We start from the raw sequence: 18,682 nt of genomic DNA, 5'->3' as shown, positions 1-18,682 counted from the left end.
TTTCAGGAACGAGTTGCGCCGGGTGCTCAATCGGGGCGAGGCTGTTAACGCCCTCAAGCGCGCCATTTATACCGGCCGGATCAGCCCGGCGCAGGCCAAACGTGTCGATGAAATGCAGGCTGTGGCCGATGCGTTGAGCCTGATGGCCAACATCGTGATGGCGTGGAATACCTCACAGATGCAGGCGGTCCTGGATCGCTGGTCGAACCGCCGCCAGGTCATTCCACCGGAACTGATCGGGAAGATTGCGCCCACCAGGCTGGAGAGCATCAACTTGCGGGGTGTGTTTCGCTTCCCGGTTGACCGCTATGCTGACCAAATCCTGCCTTCGCGGCCAAATGCATCGATAACTGGCACCAATGGATGAAACCGACCACGGTTTGACGCCACGAATCGCAGATTTGAAAGTGAACAGGAAAGTCAATGAAATCAACGATCTACCAACACCACCTCCGCGCCAGTGCTAGCTTTTCGTACCGTCACTTATTGCACTGAAAACGAGGAGACCCCGATGCATTGATCGTGGGTGAGGTAGTGCTCGACGGCCGCAGCTTTCTGCGCCTGAGAGAACTTTGGTTCACGGCCTGCATAGCCCATCGGCAGGTCGAGCTTGCGCTGGTACTCGTTGTACCAACCCTTCAAAGAACTCTTCGTTGGGTAGCCCAGTTGCCGGATGGTGGGCCTGACACGCTTGCCCAGCTTGATGTAGAGCTCAGCGGCTCGGATTCGAGCTTCGTAGGAATACATGAACTACTTTCAGGTAGTCCAAGTTTTTGTCCGCACCCCCCGGTGGGTTAGGTTTACGTGGAAATCAACACTTGGGGACAAAGCTGCAACAGCACACCTCGTCACTGAGCAGGCCGCTTCAGGGCGCGGAGCGCTGGGTGCGTTCATGGTGACGCTCACATCTTGCTCGGCGCATTGACGCCGAGAATCGCGAGGCCATTGTGCAGCACTCGCGCTGTAGCGGCGACTAGCGCCAAACGGGCTTTCTTGACACTCTCGTCAACAACCAGAATGCGCTCGGCGTCATAGTAGCTGTGATAGCTGGCGGCCAGTTCGCGCAGGTAGAAAGTGACATCGTGCGGCGCGAAATCCTTCGCCGCTGCGGTCAGCATGTCGGGGTACTTGGCGAGCAGCAGCATGAGTTCCTGCGCAGCCGGGCTTTCGAGTGCCAAAAGTTCAACGTCGTGCAAGGATGCCACGTCGCCGCCCCAGCTCGCCAACACCGAGCAGATGCGCGCATGCGCGTACTGCACGTAGTACACCGGGTTGTCATTGTTCTTCGTCACTGCGAGGTCGACGTCGAATGTGTATTCGGTGTCGGGTTTGCGGCTCAGCAGAAAGAAGCGGACCGCGTCGGTGCTGGTCCATTCGATCAGATCCCGCAGCGTGACGTAGCTACCAGCGCGCTTGCTTATCTTGACCTCCTCCCCACCCTTCATGACGCGTACCATCGTGTGCAGCACATAGTCGGGGTAACTGGCTGGAATGCTTTTGTCCACACCCTGCAGGCCGGCGCGTACGCGTGCGATGGTTCCGTGGTGGTCAGTCCCCTGGATGTTGACGACCGTGTGGAAGCCCCGCTCCCACTTGGAAACGTGGTAAGCCACGTCGGGCACGAAATAGGTGTACGTGCCATCGCCCTTCTTCATGACGCGGTCCTTGTCGTCGCCGTAGTCGCTCGACCGAAGCCACAGCGCGCCGTCCTGCTCGTACGTTTTGCCGGCGGCCACAAGCTTGAACACGATCGATTCGACTCGTCCGCTAGAGTACAGGCTGGACTCAAGGTAGTAGTTGTCGAAGCGCACTCGAAACGCCTGCAGATCGAGATCTTGCTCCCGACGCAGGTAGGCCACGGCGAATTGACGTATGGAGTCAATGTCGTCGACGTCGCCGCTAGCGGTGACCGCGCGGTCTTCCGATTTCACGGTCTTCTTTGCCTTGAAGTCCTCGGCAATGTCGGCGATATAGTCGCCGTTGTAAGCCGCAGCCTTTTCGCCGCTCGGCCAATCGGCGTCGCCCGGCTTCAGGCCCCTGGAACGCATTTGCACACTTCTGGCCAGCGTCTGAATCTGAACGCCGGCGTCGTTGTAATAGAACTCGCGGTACACCGCATCGCCCTGCGAGGCGCGCAGGTTGCAGATGGCATCACCCAACGCCGCCTGGCGGCCGTGGCCCACATGCAGTGGGCCGGTCGGGTTGGCCGAGACGAACTCGACCAGCACCTTTTCGCCGGTGGCCGGCTGGCGACCGTACGCCTCACCAGCGACTAGCACTTCGCGCACCACCTGCTGCTTGGCGGCTGCCTTCAAACGGATGTTGAGGAATCCGGGGCCGGCAATCTCGACCGCCTGCACCCACTGCTCGAACGCAGGCTTCGCCAGCAAGGCCGCGCTCAGTTCTTCGGCGAGTTCGCGCGGCTTGCGGCCGAGCGATTTGGCGAGTTGCATTGCAGCAGTGCTTGCGAAATCGCCGTGCGCCGCCACCTTGGGAGACTCGAACACGCCTTTGGCGCCAGCGCCGGGCGAGAATGATTCGAGCGTGTTCGCGAGCGCTGCGAGCAGCTCCTGTTTAACCAATAGCATCCGCGAATTTTAACGGGGCAAACCTGAGACCGGCGCACCGAGTCACCGAGCATCCGACTTAGGTCGCTAAATATGACTGGTTCCGGCCCGGGGCGGCTGTCACCTTCAACCCCTAAAGGACAAATACGCAATGAAAGAGTCCCTTTCCCCAAAAGGCGCTCGGCGTCTGTCGCTCCTTCGACACCCACGCGCAAGACAAGATTGCTGCACCGGCCAATGCTGCCGGCACGAACTGCAACGCCAAGGCAATGGACAAAACGGTCATCCGCTCGTCGCCGCCTCCAAGTCCAGCTTCGTGAAGAAGTGTGAAGTTGCCGCCAACGGCTGATCGCTGCGCGGACGCGAGTTGCGTCACTTGAAAAAAGCCTGCTGTGTTCGTGCTTTCTGCTGCCCGGAGCGGCGTGGCTATCTGCCAATAAATAACGCACGTAAGGCAGAACGGGATCACCGGAATCAGGTGCGCCTGCACCACCCCCCAACCTGTGCGCTCTACGCATTGCGTCTTTCGCCGCAGTAAGACACAACGGAACCAAAATTCACCGTTGCAATCGTATCGGTCCGAGTCGGACTGCCCGCACCAATACCTGATAGCTGCGCTACCTCGACGCCAAGCACGAGCAGGACTACTCGACAAGTTGACTGGCGCGTTGTACTGACCTGATCGAAGCGGCGACTACTTTCGAGACGAGTCCTCGTGGCTAGGTTCGCGCGTCAGGGAGCGCGACCTCTGAGAAGTGCTGTCGGATGAAATCCAGTTTGGGATCGATATAGCGACGGCAGAAGGGCCTGTTCGGATCGTTTCGATAGTAGTTCTGGTAACGCTCCTCCGACGCCCTGAAACTTCTAAATGGGACAACGAGGGTATGCACCGCCTTGCCAGACTCGATGGCGAAGCGAGCTATCACCAGCTCAGCCTCATGCCGCTGGCTATCTTCAAAGATGTAGATCGCACTTCGGTACTTGCCACGGGGGGAGCGGGCCCTGGTAGCAGAATGTGTTCTTAGATGCACCTCGGAAAGCGTTGCCAAGCCAATAACCGAGGGGTCAAAGGTAACGATCACCCCCTCTGCCCAAGTATCTGCGGGCGCGCCCGCTTGGACAAAACCCTGGTCAACCTGGGCGACTCCGCGCAACGCTTGGAACACCCCTTCTGTGCACCAATGGCATCCGCCTCCAAAGCCAAGCTTCGCCATCTTCAGCTCCCACTCAAAGGCGTAATTTTCGACGTGGGCCTGCCCAGTTGGACACCACGAATGAGGGGAATGAACCGCGCCGAAACTTGGTCCACTTGGACGTCAGTGCAATGACTCGTGCCTTCACCGATCCTAATATCTGAATTGATCGGATAGCTGTTCGTCCTCATGCTCTTCAGAGCATCCGAGGTGGTTATCCCCGCACATTTCGGTGAAATCAAAGAGTGTCGGAACGGTGCAGCACTGGTTTTTTTCATCGCTAGGACTTTCTCATCATGGCTTACACCGGAGCCAACACCGGATACCACCACGAATGGTGATTCATAGAAAATCAACTACTTCTCGAAAGCTGCATCGAACTCGGCATGCTCCATCTCACTTCCCAAAAATTGATCCCGTAGCTCATCGTTGTAGGCTTCGAGCTTGGGCGGGCAAAGCGGGTGAATCGCGTTATCGATTGCCAACGGATGCAGGTGATAAGTAGCTTGGAGCGTGTGAAGTTCGTCGGCGGTGGGCTCGTGAAGTGCGATCCAGCAGAAGCCCGAGCGACTCTTATCCAGCTGGACACGCTCGTTGATCGCGATCTCTCGGATTCGCTTGCCTTCGTTGTAATAGTGGGCGGCGATGACGCTCATGCCGACCTCGCAGGGATGTGCAGGCCACGCTGAACTGCTGGTTTAGATAGCCCGCGTCCAAGCCATGCTTGGATATTCGAATAATTGCTGAGACTAAGGATATCCCCAGCTGCGTACGATTCAACCAGCGCATTTACCCAGCCGAGGGTCGCGATGTCCGCGATCGAATAATCACCGACCATCCAGTTGCGGCCTTCCAGCTGGCGATCCAAGACCCCCAGGAGACGCTTGGATTCGTCGACAAAGCACTGCCGAGGCCGCTTGTCCTCAAAGTCTTTGCCGCCATATCGCAGGAAGAAACCGAGCTGACCGAACATCGGCCCGATGGCCGACATCTGGAAGAACACCCAGGCCAGGGTCTTGTAACGGTTGGCGCGCGCATTCGGAATGAGCTGGCCCGTCTTGTCGGCGAGATAGAGAAGGATCGCACCGGATTCCCATACCGCAATGGGCCTACCGTCAGGGCCCGCCGGATCGATGATCGCCGGTATGCGGCCGTTTGGGTTCAGTGACACGAACGCTGGGTCCTTCGACTCGTTCTTTGAAATATCAATCAGATGGGGCTCATACGCCAAGCCAGTTTCCTCCAGCATGATCGACACCTTGACACCATTGGGTGTGGGAGCTGCATAAAGTTGCAGACGATCAGGATCTGATGCAGGCCAGCGCCGCGTGATCGGAAAGGATGAGAGGTCTGGCATGGTTCTGGGATCCTGGTGCTGCTGCAGCGGCGGACTCTGCAATGCCCCACCTCATTGAGGCTGGGTTCGATAACCGCGTCGTTGGACGATACGGTCACGAAGAGTGATGTAGTTCTGGCTGCAGGTTATATAGCGTCAGGATTTTTGCGCTTCGGAAGGATCCAGTCGGCACGTGGAAAGTGACAGGTATAGCCGCCAGGACGCTTCTCCAGATAGTCCTGGTGCTCCGGCTCGGCCTCCCAGAAATCGCCGGCCGGCTCCACCTCGGTGACCACTTTTCCATTCCAAAGCCCGGACGCATCCACATCGGCGATCGTCTCCTCGGCGACGTGCTTCTGCTCCACCCCGAGGTAATAGATGGCAGACCGGTAGGAGAGACCACGATCATTGCCTTGGCGGTTCTTCGTCGTCGGATCGTGGATCTGGAAAAAAAATTCCAAGATGCTCCGGTAACTCGTCAACTCCGAGGCGAAGACAATTTCGATCGCCTCGGCATGCGTGCCGTGGTTGCGATAAGTGGCGTTCGGAACATCGCCCCCGGTGTAGCCCACACGAGTTGAGATGACGCCGGGTAACTTGCGGATTAGGTCCTGCATTCCCCAGAAACAACCGCCGGCTAGGATGGCTTTTTCGTGATTCATCAAACGCTCTCCACTTGGTCGAGATAGGCACCATACCCCTCGACGGCCATCACTTCGCGAGGAATAAAGCGCAAAGATGCAGAGTTGATGCAATAGCGCAGGCCTCCTCGGTCTGCGGGGCCGTCGTTGAACACGTGGCCTAGGTGGCTGTCGCCATGCGTCGAACGAACTTCGGTGCGCACCATGCCATGCTCGGTGTCGCGTAATTCGTTCACATTCGCCGGAACGATCGGCTTGGTAAAGCTTGGCCAGCCAGTACCCGAATTGAACTTGTCCGCTGAGGCGAACAGCGGCTCTCCCGACACTATGTCGACATAAATGCCAGGCTCCTTGTTGTCGTTGTACTCTCCCGAGAAGGGCCTTTCGGTGCCCGACTTCTGGGTAACCCGACGTTGCTCGGGGGTCAGGCGGTCAAGTGCTGCTTGCGACTTTTCAAACTTCATGAAGTTCTCCTATGCTTAATTAGGGGCTAGGCACACTACGTTCAGCGCATCTTCTTAGTCATCAGAAGTGCCCTCCCTGAATCACCGGAAACACCCAATACTCATCTGGCGATAGGCGTAGACTGTCTATACGGCAAGAGAACAGTGAAAGCGGTAATCCTCAAGGACTATTGCTGCAGAACTTGCCTATCGCATCAGCTGCGAGCTTTTGGTTTACAAGACTCAGAACAAGTCCGCCTTTCACGCGGCAAAACGCATTTGTTGATGAAATGAAGCCTGCGGGATGAGCCAGATCAGTTTTGCGGACGTGGAGCAGAAAGCAGTCGCAGTGTCTCTAGACCATTGTTTCTTGGGTGTCCTCAGAGGTCAACAGGCCAATGTGTTTCATCGTCCGGCAAAAGAAGCCAAGAAACCTGAAGTGAGCCGCCCGTCTGAGACAGGCTCCGGTCAGAGCGGAACAGCCCGTCGCGGAGGCGCTGGCGTTTGCGTACCATCGGGATTGCGAGACGCCGCTCGACTTAAATTCACGTGGAGGCAGAAGCTTGAACGAACGACCGTTACTACGAATATCGCCAGGGGATCTCGAAGGTTTGCTTGGTACTCTCGATGTCAGTTTCGTTGCCCTTACGGAATGCGTGGTGAGCATGGGGTACAGCCTGGAACTGGGCGGTATGAACGCGCCTGGGATCCATTACAACGTCGTTGGTACTGGTCGGGCCGTGTTTGGCAATCGCGACCCTATACCGTTGATGCCCCACACGTTGATCATTGTGCCGCCCAATTCATCGTTTCGAATTGAGGTCGAAGGCAGCATGGGCTTCACAGCTCTGCGCTCCGTCAAGAAGCAGCCGCAGATGACCTCGTCGAGCACCATACGCAGATTCTCCGCAGGAGATGGAGATCCTTCCCTAATACTGGTGTGCGGTTACTTTTACGCTACCTACGGCGCCTGCGCCGACCTCTTCGCTGGCTTGACGGAGCCCATCTTCGAACAGTTCGACGTTGACGATCACGTCGACACGAAACTCCAGACAGCACTCAGCGAACTCGTCGCACAGGAAGTTGGCAGCGGTGCGATGAGTGCGGCTTTGCTAAAACAAGTCATTGTGCTGCTTTTACGGAGGTCGCTCGTCTCCATGAACGCCTGGGTGGAGCGTTTCTCGGTGCTCAAAGATCCTCTGGTCGCAAAAGCTTTTGCCGAAATGGCCATGCGTCCTGCCGATGATCATTCACTGCAAAGCCTCGCCCACACTGCCTGCCTCAGTCGTTCTGCTTTCGCCGCTCGATTTACTGAGGCTATCGGAAAGGCTCCGATGCAGGTACTGCGGGAGCTCCGACTGCGGCAAGCGATGTTCCAGCTGAAAGGCAGCGGCCTCGCCATCGATCTCGTCGCTCGCAATGCTGGATATGCCAGCCGGAGCAGTTTTACAAAGGCATTTCGAAGGACCTATGGAATAGAGCCCTCCGCAGTCCGTCGCACCGATGCGACGGCAGTTTAGCCTGACTCAGGATGTAGCGCCCTGCCCTACGCCCGATCACAGGCTTGCTCCATATCGCGCATATGCTTACACAGAGAAACCGCTTCATCCAATAGGTCCCCCGCGGAAACAACGGACGTCACCACTTCCGACCCGCGTTCAATTGTCTTGTGCACAGGACAGCGTGAGACGACTTCGAGGAGCTTCTGTTGCTGCTCGTCGCTCAGGCTTCCATCAAGCCGTATTTCTACGCCAAAGGAGTCCGTCGCGTCTAGTCCATTCCGGCGATGCGTGATCTTCACCCGAATCCGCTCCAGTGGCCACTTCTTGCGGGAAGCATACAAACGCATAGTCATCACCGAACAGGTTCCGAGGGCTGCGCTCAACAAATCGTACGGGTTGGGACCGGACCCAAGCCCCCCTATGCCTATTGGTTCATCCACGATGAATGTGGAGGAGCCAGCCCGCACTTTCAGCTGAAACGGGCCATTCTTGGTCTCGTCGATGACGATGGACTCCCCCACCACATCGGGTCGCTGATTCGTAGCCATATGAAACACCCCTCCAGGCGCCTGAAGTCTCTACTGGTCTAACGATCGCCAGAAACTGCCGGACGCGGTTACCAGATTGGAGAGCCTTTTCATGCTCACCCCCTACGACGTGGGCGACGCACCCGTAAGGTGCACCCGTGCCAGCAACTGAGAATGTACCCCCACCAAGACGTCACTGAATCCGGAAGAAGCGTCCGGCCCGCAGCGCCGAGTGGGGCCCTTCGCGTCGACCGCACGAGTCGCCCCCCCCACCGCATTGATCGACCTGAGCAGTTTTCCCAGCAATCGATTTCTGCTTGGGATGTACCCAGCCCGGCCGGATGGAGTGCCGGGTCGAGCCCATCGTCAGCGCTTGCGATAGTCCTTATGCTCCGGCTCGGCCTCCCAAAAATCACCTGCTACATGCTGTAAAAAGCGGCCACTATGCTGGGAATGAATTTCAGCCAGTCATCGAATGAACCTCACTCAATGCTGGCACAACGTGCGTTCTTGAGGTAGGTGCAGTGTCCACATGTGCCCGGACTGGACAAGTCGCGGACCGACTACCAGGCACCCCCGTGAAAAAGCGGGCCACGCGCAGCACGACCGGGCGCGAGTCTCTGGAACAGCTGGGAGCCAGTTCTTGTTTCCGGCAATAGGCCTGAAGTCCGAAAGAAGTGGTCGTTTGATCGATTCATTCGTGGAGTCAACGATCTGGCGTGGACGACCGATGACCTTGCGCCATCATCCATGCAGGGTTATCTCTCCGTTCCTGGTTAGGCAAGCACGAACGGGAGCGCTGACGCTCGCGAAACCAGGCGAAAGCCTTAAAGGCATCTTCCGTGTCGGAAAAGACGCGCTGAATCTCGGCGTCATCATCGAGACGCTAAACAAGGATGGTGCCGAAACCATCATGGTCCAGCGCTTTGTGCCGCAGATCGTCGACGGCGACAAGCGCATCCTCATAATTAACGGCGAGCCCGTGCCCTTTGTCTTGGCCCGCATTCCGCAGGGCACTGAAGTGCGCGGCAATTTGGCTGTTGGGGGCAAAGGTGTGGCGCAGCCCTTGACGCCGCGCAATCGTGAAATCGCCGAAACTATCGGACGAGTGCTTGCGCCCCGCGGACTCCTACTCATTGGGCTTGATGTAATTGGTGATTCCGTCACTGAGATCAATGTCACCAGTCCTACCGGCTTTCAAGAAATCACCGACCAAACCGGCTTCAACGTCCCGGCGCTCTTCGTTGACGCATTGGAGCGGACCACACGTACAACGAACGATGAACCCCTGCAGCGCCCGCAGTGGTCCACGGCGCACATCAATTAATCCTTCAACTTTTGGGCTCGGATATGTTCGAAAAGTTGCACGTAATTTGCCATCCAAACGTTTCGCTGAGCATCTGAGAGATGCGAAAGTCCGTTCGACATCAACACAACAGGTGTATTCAATGAAAGCAATTGGCTATCGGGTCCCGGGAAACATCGATCGCGAAGATTCTTTCGTCGATATCGAACTGCCGCAGCCAAAGCCTGCGGGGCGCGACATCCTTGTCGAGGTCAAGGCAGTGTCGGTCAATCCGGTCGACTACAAGGTGCGCCAAGGCACTGCACCCCTGAACGAAGAGTGGAAAGTCGTGGGCTACGACGCGGCCGGTATCGTTACGGAGGTAGGTCCGGAGACGCAATTTTTCAAGCCGGGCGACGAAGTCTTCTACGCGGGCTCGATAGACCGCTCGGGAACAAATGCGCAGTTCCACCTGGTCGACGAGCGCATTGTGGGGTCCAAACCGCGCACATTGGGTTTCGCCGAGGCGGCTGCAATGCCGTTGACATCCATCACTGCATGGGAGGCGTTGTTTGATCGCCTCGACGTTCGGCGTGAGGTGCCTGGTGCCGCACGCGCTATCGTGATCGTCGGGGGCGCTGGTGGGGTCGGTTCGATGGCAGTACAGCTCGCACGCTACCTGACCGATCTCACAGTGGTCGCCACGGCTTCAAGGCCTGAGACGTCGGCTTGGGCCAGTCAAATGGGTGCCCATCACGTGATCGATCACAGCAAGCCTCTAGCCGCCCAAGTTGCGGCATTGAACATCGGCGCACCCAGCTTCGTGTTCTCCACCACGCAGACCAACCGCCATGCCAGCGAGATCGCGGAGCTCATTGCGCCGCAGGGGCGCTTCGCTCTTATCGACGGGTTGGCCGATGCTGGCTTGTTCATGCGCAAATCGGTTTCGATCCACTGGGAGTTGATGTTCACGCGACCGCTGTTCAAGACGGCGGACATCGATGGGCAGCACACGCTCCTCAACGAAGTTGCACGTCTGGTGGACGAGGGCGTACTGCGCACCACCATGACCGAGCGGTTCGCGCCTCTCAACGCGGCCAATCTTAAGCGCGTGCACAAGCTCGTGGAGACCGGCACAACCCGCGGAAAGTACGTACTGGAGGGATTCTGATGAGCAATACAAGTAATGCAATTAGCCCCCCGAAGGCTTACGTGATTTTCATCAAAGAAAGCATCCACGACGAAGTCGAGATGGGGCGCTACAAGGCGGCGGTCGGCGCGAGCTTCAAGGGCCACTCTCCCAGCTTTCTTGCGGCTTACGGCGCTCTGGAGGTCTTGGAGGGCGCGCCCGCGGAGGGAGTGGTCCTCATTGAGTTCCCGGACATGGAGAAAGCGCGCGCGTGGTATCACAGTCCAGCCTATCAGGAAGCGGCGCGGCATCGATTCGCCGGTGCCGTTTACCGCGGACTGATCGTTGAAGGAACTGCTCCACCTGAGACGAAACCATGAAGCTGTTCCTTGCCGCCTGAGCATGGCTGACTGCCGAAGCGCACATAGGTGCGCCGGCCGCAAACCTGAGCTACCCCTTACGACGCCCGCCAGCGCTTCGCAGCGAGCGCTGATGCGCTCATCGAAGCTGCCCGCGTGGCATCCAAGGCTATCAGCATCGAAGTCGCCATCGCCGTCACTGATCCCAGCGGCCACCTGGTAGCAGGATCAGGACGCAGCCGAGGTGGCGTTGCGCACGCTGGGTTTCGAAGTCCAGGGCTGATTCTGCCGCCCAGCTGAGTTGCGATCCGCCACTTCGCCAACTGCACGCTCATTCGCGAAAGGATTTGTGCCCAACATCGTGCCTCGTGCGCTTCCTTTTCTGTCAGGTTGTACAGGAAAGAAATTGCATCTTCAAACGGTCTTCGTCATGTACCCCATCCAAGGCCAATAGGTCAGCGCGAAGACAACCAGAAGCGCGGTGGCCACCAATGTGATGACGAAGCCGGTGCGAATGAAGTCACGCGCGTCGAACGTGCCTGTGCCGTAGGCAATCATGTTCTGCGGCGCGTTCACCGGAAGGATGAATCCAAAGCTCACGACGAACTGCAACAACATCGTCATCCCGATCAAGTTGATGCCCGGCGTTTGCACGGCCAACAGTACGCTCATGATGATGGGAATCATCGTCGAGGCGAGTGCCGTGGCGCTGGCAAAGCCGAGGTGGATGACGATCAAGAACAGCGACAGCAGCATCAGGATGACGAAGGCGCTGGCGTGTTGCAGACCAAGGTTCTGCACAATCAGGCTGGCGAGCCACCCGGCCGCATTTGTCCTCAGCAACGCGCTTCCCACGCTGATGCCGACCGCGAACAGCACGACCGTGCCCCACGGAAATCCCTGCTGCGATTCTTTCCAGTCCATCACCCCCAGGCGAGGCAGAAGCATCAAGGCAATCGCGGCGATGGTTGTGGACGACGTATCGAAGTCGTGCAGCACCTTCTCGGTCGCCCAAAAGCCCAGCAGCACCAGGACGATCACCAGAAGCTTCCACTCTCTAGCAGTCGTCTTACCGATCGCGTCCAGCTGCTTTCGTATGGTCGCCTGCCCGCCCTCGATCTCCTTCATCTCCGGTTTCATCATGCGGGTCATGATGAAGTAGACCGCGACGCTCATCAGTGCGGAGAACGGCGCCCCGGCAATGAACCACTCCATCCATGTGATCGTGGCCTGGAACTGTTTTTCGATGAAGCCGATGGCCACCAAGTTCTGCGCCGCCGCGGTCTTGATGCCGATGTTCCAGACGCTGGCCGTCTGCGCGGCGGCGATCACCAGCAGGCCCGCGAATCGACTGCGCTTGTCCACCTTGAAGGCAAGGATGAAGCCCATCATGATGGGCACCAGGCAAGCCACCCGCGCCGTTGTACTGGGCACGATGAACGACAGCAGGAAGCCCACGACCATGGCGCCGATCACGATGTGGTTGGTACGCGCATCGACTTTGGTGAGCACGAGCAGCGCAATGCGCCGGTCAAGCCCCGTGGCCGTCATGGCGGCGGCGATGAAGCAGGCTGCCGCGACCAATGCCACGGCACTGTTTGAGAAGCCCGACAGTGCCAGGCCCAGCGCCGCGCCGGTCCCCATGTCACCGCTGGCTGGCTTCGCGGCATCGGGGACCGCAGCCAGAAGGAAGATCATCAATGCGCCGACTACCACGGCGCTCACCGCATAGTCCAGCGCCTCGGTCATCCAGACGATCACGGCGAAGGCCAGTACCGCCAGCATGACCTGGCCGGCCGCGGGTACCGTCGACACGCCACTGTGTGTTTGCGCGGATCGCCACTTCCAACAGTAGGTCGCCCGGTGGGCCGCCGTTGACGCCGGGATTGCCCTGTCCGGCCAACCGGATGTGCTGACCCTCCCTTACTCCCTTCGGAATACGAACTTCCAGCTGGCGTTGCTCGTGTCTCGGATGGCCTAGATCGTCAATACGTACTGCGTCCACGGCCAGCACGCGCTGCGCTCCAAGGTAGGTATCCAGCAGTTCGAGTTCAATGCGTGCGTGTCGTACCTCACCCGGGATCGGTCCTTCAGGGCGACGCGCCCCGCCGGAGCGCGTACGGGTAGCGCGCCCAAACAGCTCCTCAAAGAAGTCACTGTGCTTCGCGTCTCCACCAACGGAAGAAAAGTCAAAGCCTTGTTGCCAGTCGGGTGGAGGCCCAAACTCGCGACCGCTTTGCGGCTGCTCTGAAAGCTGATCGTACGCGGCGCGCTTTTCTGGGTCTGAAAGAACCGCGTTGGCCTCGTTCACCTCCGCCATCCGTGCAGACGCATCTGTTTCCTTGCTGACGTCGGGGTGGAACTTGCGCGCGAGCTTGCGAAACGCCTTTTTTATATCCCCTGGCGTGGCCGTCTTCTCCACGCCGAGCGTCTTGTAGTAGTCCTTGTACTCCATGCTGACCACCCAGCTACCGTCGGTACTCAGCGGGAATCGGATCCACGCTCAGTTTCAAACTAGTGTCGCGCTCTACCTGCCCGACTCGCTCCGCACTGAGCAACAGCTCAATTGCCAACGTAGGCAGACGCTTGCAGAAAAAAACTTGGCTGCTACGTCTATACCGATGAAGCTTCACCCTCTCTAAAGGGCTCTTCAATCGAAGTCTCATTGAACGCACGCCCTCCGTGCTGCCGGCGGCGTGCAACAAAGGACACGTCGCAACTTGACTGTCTCGAAAGGCGCCAAGGTGGCCGCCCGCGCCCATTAACAGCATTTGCATACGGAGTCTCCATTCAACTTGCTGCCGACACGATGGCCCTCGGCGGGTGCTTAGCCTCGTGCCTCTTGGCAAGCAAGAAGAGAGAACTCGCCGCTCCGGTAGGAAGCGTTTTCCGCACCACTCCGAAATAGGGTTCGGGAGCAAGCGCTGGGGCACTGTACGGCGCTCGGCGTGTTTGATAGTCCGGAATACATTTCCTATCGTCGCCGCGAGGATGGTCCGGTACTCAGAGGCTTTCTCCAGATGGAAAACCCTCAACGGACTACTAAGGTCAAGCTGCTCAAACTTGGAGGGGCCGGGGTAGACATTCAAGCAAAGGCAGCGCGGACGTTAAAGACATCGTCAAAGTAGGCACCTCGTCTGTCGGAGGCGGAGCACATTCCAGCGAACGCCGACGTCCGCTCCATCTTCATTGGCGACCTGACGCCCGCCAACATGCATACTGTGGCCAACCAAGTGATTTGCCATGGGATGCTGCTCCAAATTGATTACCCTGTCGCCAATGAATAGGCCTGGGCCTGTCCGTGACGGCGCGCGGTCGGCAGGTGCGGTGCGCTGAGGCCATCTCGAACAGCATCATGAACACGTCGGAATCGGACAGCTCATTTGCATCATGGTAGTGGCCCCGGCCCCGCCTGATTCCATTCCCACAGACGCTCCCAGTTCGTTCCTTGTTTAACAACTATCCAGAAGTTGAGGCAAAAGCGTTGAGCACCTCTCCGCGAAAGCGCGTAAGCTTGCGATGACGCATGACTGGGCGGCGACAGGGAGCCATTCACAATCAGACCGCAATGTCTACTCAACGTCTCTTTGCGAACGACTCTCCCTTGCCTACGACGCCGCTTCGCCGCTCTTCGGCTAGTCGCGTTGACGCTCTTCTGAGTGAGATTCAGGCGTGCCGCGTCTGCGAGGCGCATCTCCCCCTGGGTCCTCGACCCATTGTGAGAATCTCACCGTCCGCTCGCATCCTGATGGTTGGTCAAGCACCAGGGCTTAAGGTTCATGAAAGCGGGATCCCGTGGAACGACGCCAGCGGAAAACGGCTGCGGGAGTGGCTGGGGGTCGAGGAATCGGTGTTCTATGACCCGCGACGGTTCGCGATCGTGCCGATGAGCCTGTGCTATCCCGGTCGAGGCCACAGCGGAGACTTGCCGCCACGTCCCGAGTGTGCGCCTCTTTGGCATGAACGCATCCTCTCCTCGCTGCCACACATTCGACTGACTATCCTCATCGGGCAGTACGCTCTGGCGAAATACCTCGGTGAACGCAGGCAGACGACCCTCACTGAGACAGTCGCCGCATGGAAGTCGTATGCGCCACAGTTCATCACGCTGCCTCACCCGTCGCCGCGCAACCAGAACTGGCTAAAGCAGAATCCTTGGTTCGACAGGGAAATTGTGCCGATGCTTCGCAAGCACGTGGCAGATGCGCTAGCGTAGGCCGACTTCGGCTGCTTCCGGTCTGAGCGCCTAGACTTACCACCAGTTTGCGCATCGACCCTCAGTTCCTCGCGAAGCGACTTCTTACGAGGGGTTCGCGGACGAAGTGCTCCATGAAACGGACTGCCGTAGACACATCTGTTCGCTTACTTAAGGACACTCGGCTACTCGTCCTAACGGAGCCACTCGCATGAGCTTTAGGGACAGATGTTGGTACACGCTGCGCTGCGCACATGTGACTCGAGCGAAACGCTTGGCGTTTCCGACGAGGGAGTCTGCTGGAGCGGTGCGCATTGGGATACCAGTGCGGACTTTCTGCGTTTCGACACCGCATGGATCGGCGGGGGCCACTTGGAGCCCGAGCTGGTGCACGCCATTTGCAAGGACTGCGGCCACCCTGAAGGGCTCGCATGAAGTGTGCGGCAACAGGACTACGGCCTCGAAGAACCACGTCGTATGCGCCAGGTGCCACTTCGTCGGACTCGCATCTGCCATTGACTGTACGCACTGGTCCTCCACGCTCAGGGGACTCGCTGCAGCCAGACTGGCTGCGCGAACCTCTGCAAAATGGTTCGCAAGAGCTGCGCGATCTGTCGTGTCAGGAATGAGAGGACTCGCGGGAGACGACGCGCGAAGTAGATTCCTGGTCATGAGCCCGGGGTCCTTTTTCATGAGCATGCCCGTCGTTCAGAGCAGCCACGTGGTTGAGAAAACATCGACAGAGCGCCAGGCGAACCGCCTCTCGTTCACTATTCTTACCGCGCATTGGCCCCGGTCGTACTGGGCAGGCCCCTCATGTGAGCCGCTGACTTCGTCGTCGCTGGGGGGCAGAGGGAGCGAGTTAGCCGTCGCTGAAGCACCGAAACTAGGCGGCGCACGTATCAGTCGGCGCCGTATTCTTGAGCGCTGTCGATCTGGACACGTTGCGCGGAGAGAACTGCAAAGTATCCGTCCGGGTCAGTCCAAAAGCCGGTCGTGTTCCATCCTCCCGCCCTGAGCAGCAGGCGAACATCCCGGACGGTGTACTTGTAGCTGTTCTCGGTATGAATGGTTTCGCCCTCCCGCATGGAGAAGCTGCAATCGGCTACGCGAAACTGCACGTCGTATCGCGCGCGAAGATGCATCTCTATCCGGGATACCCGGGGCGACACGTGCGCAATATCAAAGACAGCGACCTACCGCATTGGTGGAAAGGCGAAGTCGGAGTCTCGCGCAATCGAATTGTGCATATCGGGCGTCTCTCGCTTGTTCCTGGACTACAAGCCCGAACTTGGTCCACGTTTCTTCGACACGAAAGAAGCATTACCCCTGGTCAACGAACCGATCCGTGCGGGGGATGTGATGACTTTCAACGGCTTCATCGTCAAGGTGCCTGTCGCCTTCGGTGTTCGCGACTACGACGCGGCCGTAATCTGGTGCGAAGTATTCGAACAGTTCGTCAGTGCGGCAGAGTACCAACCCTCACATCAGGCTAGGAAATGAGCCAGGCAATTGATACCGTAAGGTTAGTGTGTAAACGGGGACTCGTTCTCGCACCAGTAGCGGCGTTGCTGCTAAGCGTCGCCGCGCTGCTGCTGGGCAATGGTTTGTTGGGTACGCTCTTGATCGTAAGAGCCGGCCAGGAGGGTTTCTCGAGCGGCGCGATCAGCGCGATGATGACCTTCTACTTCGCGGGGTTCACAGTAGGCGCGTTCGTATTGCCGCGGATCATTGTTTCTGTAGGGCACGTCAGGACCTTCGCTGGATTTGCGGCTATCGCTTCAATGACCACCCTTCTCCATGTAACATTCATAGAGCCGATTGCTTGGATGCCGCTTCGCATGGTTACCGGCCTCGCCTATGCGGGCATGATCCTCGCAACGGAGAGCTGGCTCAATGCGCACGCAGTGCCATCCACGCGCGGGCAGCTCCTGTCAATTTTCGGTGTCGTCTCAATGGGTTCTTGGGCAACGGGGCAAGCGCTTCTCAACATTGCCGCGCCCGCAAGCGTAACTTTGTTCCTCGTCGTGTCGCTGTTGATATCCGCTGCGGTTGTTCCGATCACGTTGCTGCCAAGCCATCCTCCTGCCGAGGTGGAACAGGAACCGGTCGCGCTCAAGGACGTCGTCCTCGTATCACCTCTCGCTGCGGTTGGCGTTTTCTTAACCGGCCTGGCTATCGGCGGTTTCTGGGGCATGGGCCCGAACTTCGCCCAGAGGATCGGACTTGATGTGGGCGGTATATCGGCCTTCATGGCTGCGGTTCTGGGTGGGACACTTGCATTGCAATGGCCACTCGGCTGGCTTTCGGATCGAGTGTCTCGAAACCTTGCCATTGCGTGTGCTGCCCTTGCGTCTGCAGCCGCTGCCATCGGCGTAGCGCTGGCGGCGGGAGCACCTCTTCCATTGCTCCTCACGGCGGGTGCGCTCTTCGGCGGCTTTGGCATCCCGATCTACTCGTTGTGTCTCGCCGCCGCAAACGACGACCTTCCGGCCGGTCGGCGACTCGGCACCGCACGAGGGCTTCTTCTGCTCAATGGGGTCGGGACAGCCGCAGGACCCCTTATCGGGGGAGCTGCGATGAATATCGTCGGCCCTGGTGGATTATTCCTTTGCGCATCTGTGTTGCTCGCTATCCTAGGGGTGATGGCCCTCGCACGTGGGCAGCCAAAACGCCCGCTCAAGACCAAGGCCACCCGCTGTCCGAGCACGCCGATGATCACGGGATCTCTCGATACGATGATACGAATCCAGGAGGAGTCTCAGCGCGCTCGGTACTAGCGCGGCGACTGAGGCAGAGGCGCCCTATGCAACGTCTTCTACAAAACCCGAAGCAGCCCGCCAACCGTCCGCTCCACAGGCCTCATCGACGCGTCGTTTTAATGCCTACATCTGGTCGGCCAGATGCAAGCCTCGCGACCTAGGTTTTCCGCGAAGGCGCCTGCGCCACTTGGCTGGTGACATCCGGGCATAGTAGTTGGACGGAGTGTCGACATAGCGGGCCGCTCATATATAAGTGTCCCATGGCCGAATCCATCCTCCTCACCGCCGCCCGAGTTTCTACTTTCGATGGCGACAAGCTGCTGACCGGCGCCAGCGGATTTTTCTTCCTACGCGACGAACGACTTTTCTTCGTCACCAGCCGGCACGTCGTCGTTGACGCGCCCACCAAGCATTTTCCAAACCGACTCGAAATCGAGCTGCACACCGATGCCGTCGACCTGACCCAAGCGAGCGTCTTGTCGGTCTGGCTCTACGTAGACGGCAAGAGCATGTGGCGTCAGGGAAGCGACACAGGCGGCGAGATCGACGTGGCGACCATCGAGCTGGACCGTGCGGCCCTTCCGCCTTCGGTGGCGATGCACACTTTCACGCCGGCTCACTTGCAGAGCATGCTGGACGAGGTCGAAGTCCCCGATGGCCACCCAAATTCCCCCGCCTATGGCCACCTCAAACTCCCCCACCTGAACTGATCGGGGATAGGGGTTAAACGCCGGCGCCGTCGG

General features: G+C 58.6%; 18 protein-coding genes and 3 pseudogenes. 9 read left to right on the top strand and 12 right to left on the bottom strand.

Annotation, left to right across the window (positions count from 1 at the left end):
• The coding region (locus tag BLW02_RS18425) for a Tn3 family transposase (RefSeq protein WP_139285413.1) at window positions 1-367 on the top strand (367 nt) is incomplete at its 5' end.
• 143 nt (window positions 368-510) lie between these two features.
• Here the strand turns inward: BLW02_RS18425 and BLW02_RS18420 are convergent.
• The 7 genes and pseudogenes from BLW02_RS18420 to msrB all read right to left on the bottom strand — a co-directional run.
• Window positions 511-747: pseudogene (locus BLW02_RS18420) on the bottom strand (IS3 family transposase); the annotation flags it as partial.
• A gap of 155 nt (window positions 748-902) precedes the next feature.
• Complete coding sequence (gene argS, locus BLW02_RS18415; RefSeq protein WP_092701352.1) at window positions 903-2,588, bottom strand: arginine--tRNA ligase; 1,686 nt, start codon at window positions 2,586-2,588, stop codon at window positions 903-905.
• Window positions 2,589-3,286: 698 nt separating this feature from the next.
• Window positions 3,287-3,781, bottom strand: coding sequence for a peptide-methionine (S)-S-oxide reductase (locus BLW02_RS18410; protein WP_092701349.1), 495 nt, complete (start codon window positions 3,779-3,781; stop codon window positions 3,287-3,289).
• Window positions 3,782-4,116: 335 nt separating this feature from the next.
• Window positions 4,117-4,416 carry a CorA family divalent cation transporter gene (locus tag BLW02_RS18405; RefSeq protein WP_244273758.1) on the bottom strand — a complete coding sequence of 100 codons (300 nt, stop codon included), beginning with the start codon at window positions 4,414-4,416 and terminating at the stop codon, window positions 4,117-4,119.
• Window positions 4,413-5,117: a glutathione S-transferase N-terminal domain-containing protein gene (locus BLW02_RS18400; RefSeq protein ID WP_092701358.1), complete on the bottom strand. Its 705-nt coding sequence runs from the start codon at window positions 5,115-5,117 to the stop codon at window positions 4,413-4,415. Before BLW02_RS18400 ends, BLW02_RS18405 begins: the two co-directional genes overlap by 4 nt.
• 125 nt (window positions 5,118-5,242) lie before the next feature.
• The gene (gene msrA, locus BLW02_RS18395) at window positions 5,243-5,758 is read right to left on the bottom strand and encodes a peptide-methionine (S)-S-oxide reductase MsrA (RefSeq protein ID WP_092701346.1); all 516 of its coding nucleotides are present in this window, start codon (window positions 5,756-5,758) and stop codon (window positions 5,243-5,245) included.
• Window positions 5,758-6,201, bottom strand: coding sequence for a peptide-methionine (R)-S-oxide reductase MsrB (msrB, locus tag BLW02_RS18390; RefSeq protein WP_092701343.1), 444 nt, complete (start codon window positions 6,199-6,201; stop codon window positions 5,758-5,760). Before msrB ends, msrA begins: the two co-directional genes overlap by 1 nt.
• Before the next feature lie 542 nt (window positions 6,202-6,743).
• On the opposite strand from msrB, the gene BLW02_RS18385 reads away from it, so the two are divergent.
• Complete coding sequence (locus BLW02_RS18385) at window positions 6,744-7,700, top strand: helix-turn-helix domain-containing protein (protein ID WP_092701340.1); 957 nt, start codon at window positions 6,744-6,746, stop codon at window positions 7,698-7,700.
• Between the two features lie 26 nt (window positions 7,701-7,726).
• Here BLW02_RS18385 and BLW02_RS18380 read toward each other — a convergent pair whose 3' ends face one another.
• Window positions 7,727-8,230: an OsmC family protein gene (locus BLW02_RS18380; protein WP_092701337.1), complete on the bottom strand. Its 504-nt coding sequence runs from the start codon at window positions 8,228-8,230 to the stop codon at window positions 7,727-7,729.
• 706 nt (window positions 8,231-8,936) lie between these two features.
• Here BLW02_RS18380 and BLW02_RS18375 point away from each other — a divergent pair.
• The 3 genes and pseudogenes from BLW02_RS18375 to BLW02_RS18365 all read left to right on the top strand — a co-directional run.
• A pseudogene (locus tag BLW02_RS18375) lies at window positions 8,937-9,536 on the top strand (ATP-grasp domain-containing protein); the annotation flags it as partial.
• A gap of 121 nt (window positions 9,537-9,657) precedes the next feature.
• Window positions 9,658-10,665: a zinc-binding alcohol dehydrogenase family protein gene (locus BLW02_RS18370; RefSeq protein WP_092701334.1), complete on the top strand. Its 1,008-nt coding sequence runs from the start codon at window positions 9,658-9,660 to the stop codon at window positions 10,663-10,665.
• The gene (locus tag BLW02_RS18365; RefSeq protein ID WP_092701331.1) at window positions 10,665-11,003 is read left to right on the top strand and encodes a DUF1330 domain-containing protein; all 339 of its coding nucleotides are present in this window, start codon (window positions 10,665-10,667) and stop codon (window positions 11,001-11,003) included. The genes BLW02_RS18370 and BLW02_RS18365 overlap by 1 nt, the downstream gene beginning before the upstream one ends.
• A 393-nt stretch (window positions 11,004-11,396) precedes the next feature.
• Here the strand turns inward: BLW02_RS18365 and BLW02_RS18360 are convergent, their stop codons facing one another.
• Both BLW02_RS18360 and BLW02_RS18355 read right to left on the bottom strand, forming a co-directional pair.
• Complete coding sequence (locus tag BLW02_RS18360; protein ID WP_425285682.1) at window positions 11,397-12,731, bottom strand: SLC13 family permease; 1,335 nt, start codon at window positions 12,729-12,731, stop codon at window positions 11,397-11,399.
• A complete protein-coding gene (locus BLW02_RS18355) occupies window positions 12,628-13,437 on the bottom strand; it encodes a DnaJ domain-containing protein (RefSeq protein ID WP_425285681.1) in 810 nt (269 codons plus the stop codon). Before BLW02_RS18355 ends, BLW02_RS18360 begins: the two co-directional genes overlap by 104 nt.
• Before the next feature lie 1,113 nt (window positions 13,438-14,550).
• On the opposite strand from BLW02_RS18355, the gene BLW02_RS18345 reads away from it, so the two are divergent.
• Window positions 14,551-15,198 carry a uracil-DNA glycosylase family protein gene (locus BLW02_RS18345; protein ID WP_092701323.1) on the top strand — a complete coding sequence of 216 codons (648 nt, stop codon included), beginning with the start codon at window positions 14,551-14,553 and terminating at the stop codon, window positions 15,196-15,198.
• 417 nt (window positions 15,199-15,615) lie between these two features.
• Here BLW02_RS18345 and BLW02_RS18340 read toward each other — a convergent pair.
• Both BLW02_RS18340 and BLW02_RS18335 read right to left on the bottom strand, forming a co-directional pair.
• Window positions 15,616-15,849 (bottom strand): annotated as a pseudogene (locus tag BLW02_RS18340) (hypothetical protein); the annotation flags it as partial.
• Between the two features lie 230 nt (window positions 15,850-16,079).
• Window positions 16,080-16,349 carry an L-histidine N(alpha)-methyltransferase gene (locus BLW02_RS18335; RefSeq protein ID WP_425285680.1) on the bottom strand — a complete coding sequence of 90 codons (270 nt, stop codon included), beginning with the start codon at window positions 16,347-16,349 and terminating at the stop codon, window positions 16,080-16,082.
• 94 nt (window positions 16,350-16,443) lie between these two features.
• Here BLW02_RS18335 and BLW02_RS19965 point away from each other — a divergent pair, with 94 nt between their 5' ends.
• The 3 genes from BLW02_RS19965 (at window position 16,444) to BLW02_RS18320 (ending at window position 18,649) form a co-directional block, all read left to right on the top strand.
• Entirely contained in the window at window positions 16,444-16,680 is a 237-nt protein-coding gene (locus BLW02_RS19965; protein ID WP_092701317.1) for a DM13 domain-containing protein, read from the top strand.
• Window positions 16,677-17,957: an MFS transporter gene (locus BLW02_RS18325; protein ID WP_240939216.1), complete on the top strand. Its 1,281-nt coding sequence runs from the start codon at window positions 16,677-16,679 to the stop codon at window positions 17,955-17,957. Before BLW02_RS19965 ends, BLW02_RS18325 begins: the two co-directional genes overlap by 4 nt.
• Window positions 17,958-18,199: 242 nt before the next feature.
• Complete coding sequence (locus tag BLW02_RS18320) at window positions 18,200-18,649, top strand: hypothetical protein (protein ID WP_208859757.1); 450 nt, start codon at window positions 18,200-18,202, stop codon at window positions 18,647-18,649.
• Window positions 18,650-18,682: the final 33 nt, after the last annotated feature.

This window comes from Acidovorax soli, from assembly GCF_900107605.1.
Lineage (GTDB): Bacteria > Pseudomonadota > Gammaproteobacteria > Burkholderiales > Burkholderiaceae_C > Acidovorax > Acidovorax soli.
Note: the sequence above shows the minus strand (reverse complement) of the source record. Positions and strands in the feature narration are given on the sequence as shown.

What these genes read in the sequence shown, in the direction of transcription:
- argS (WP_092701352.1), bottom strand. Translation starts at nt 2,588, where the DNA reads ATGCTATTGGTTAAACAGGAGCTGCTCGCAGCGCTCGCGAACACGCTC.
- BLW02_RS18410 (WP_092701349.1), bottom strand. Translation starts at nt 3,781, where the DNA reads ATGGCGAAGCTTGGCTTTGGAGGCGGATGCCATTGGTGCACAGAAGGG.
- BLW02_RS18405 (WP_244273758.1), bottom strand. Translation starts at nt 4,416, where the DNA reads ATGAGCGTCATCGCCGCCCACTATTACAACGAAGGCAAGCGAATCCGA.
- BLW02_RS18400 (WP_092701358.1), bottom strand. Translation starts at nt 5,117, where the DNA reads ATGCCAGACCTCTCATCCTTTCCGATCACGCGGCGCTGGCCTGCATCA.
- msrA (WP_092701346.1), bottom strand. Translation starts at nt 5,758, where the DNA reads ATGAATCACGAAAAAGCCATCCTAGCCGGCGGTTGTTTCTGGGGAATG.
- msrB (WP_092701343.1), bottom strand. Translation starts at nt 6,201, where the DNA reads ATGAAGTTTGAAAAGTCGCAAGCAGCACTTGACCGCCTGACCCCCGAG.
- BLW02_RS18380 (WP_092701337.1), bottom strand. Translation starts at nt 8,230, where the DNA reads ATGGCTACGAATCAGCGACCCGATGTGGTGGGGGAGTCCATCGTCATC.
- BLW02_RS18370 (WP_092701334.1), top strand. Translation starts at nt 9,658, where the DNA reads ATGAAAGCAATTGGCTATCGGGTCCCGGGAAACATCGATCGCGAAGAT.
- BLW02_RS18365 (WP_092701331.1), top strand. Translation starts at nt 10,665, where the DNA reads ATGAGCAATACAAGTAATGCAATTAGCCCCCCGAAGGCTTACGTGATT.
- BLW02_RS18360 (WP_425285682.1), bottom strand. Translation starts at nt 12,731, where the DNA reads ATGACCGAGGCGCTGGACTATGCGGTGAGCGCCGTGGTAGTCGGCGCA.
- BLW02_RS18355 (WP_425285681.1), bottom strand. Translation starts at nt 13,437, where the DNA reads ATGGAGTACAAGGACTACTACAAGACGCTCGGCGTGGAGAAGACGGCC.
- BLW02_RS18345 (WP_092701323.1), top strand. Translation starts at nt 14,551, where the DNA reads ATGTCTACTCAACGTCTCTTTGCGAACGACTCTCCCTTGCCTACGACG.
- BLW02_RS18325 (WP_240939216.1), top strand. Translation starts at nt 16,677, where the DNA reads ATGAGCCAGGCAATTGATACCGTAAGGTTAGTGTGTAAACGGGGACTC.
- BLW02_RS18320 (WP_208859757.1), top strand. Translation starts at nt 18,200, where the DNA reads ATGGCCGAATCCATCCTCCTCACCGCCGCCCGAGTTTCTACTTTCGAT.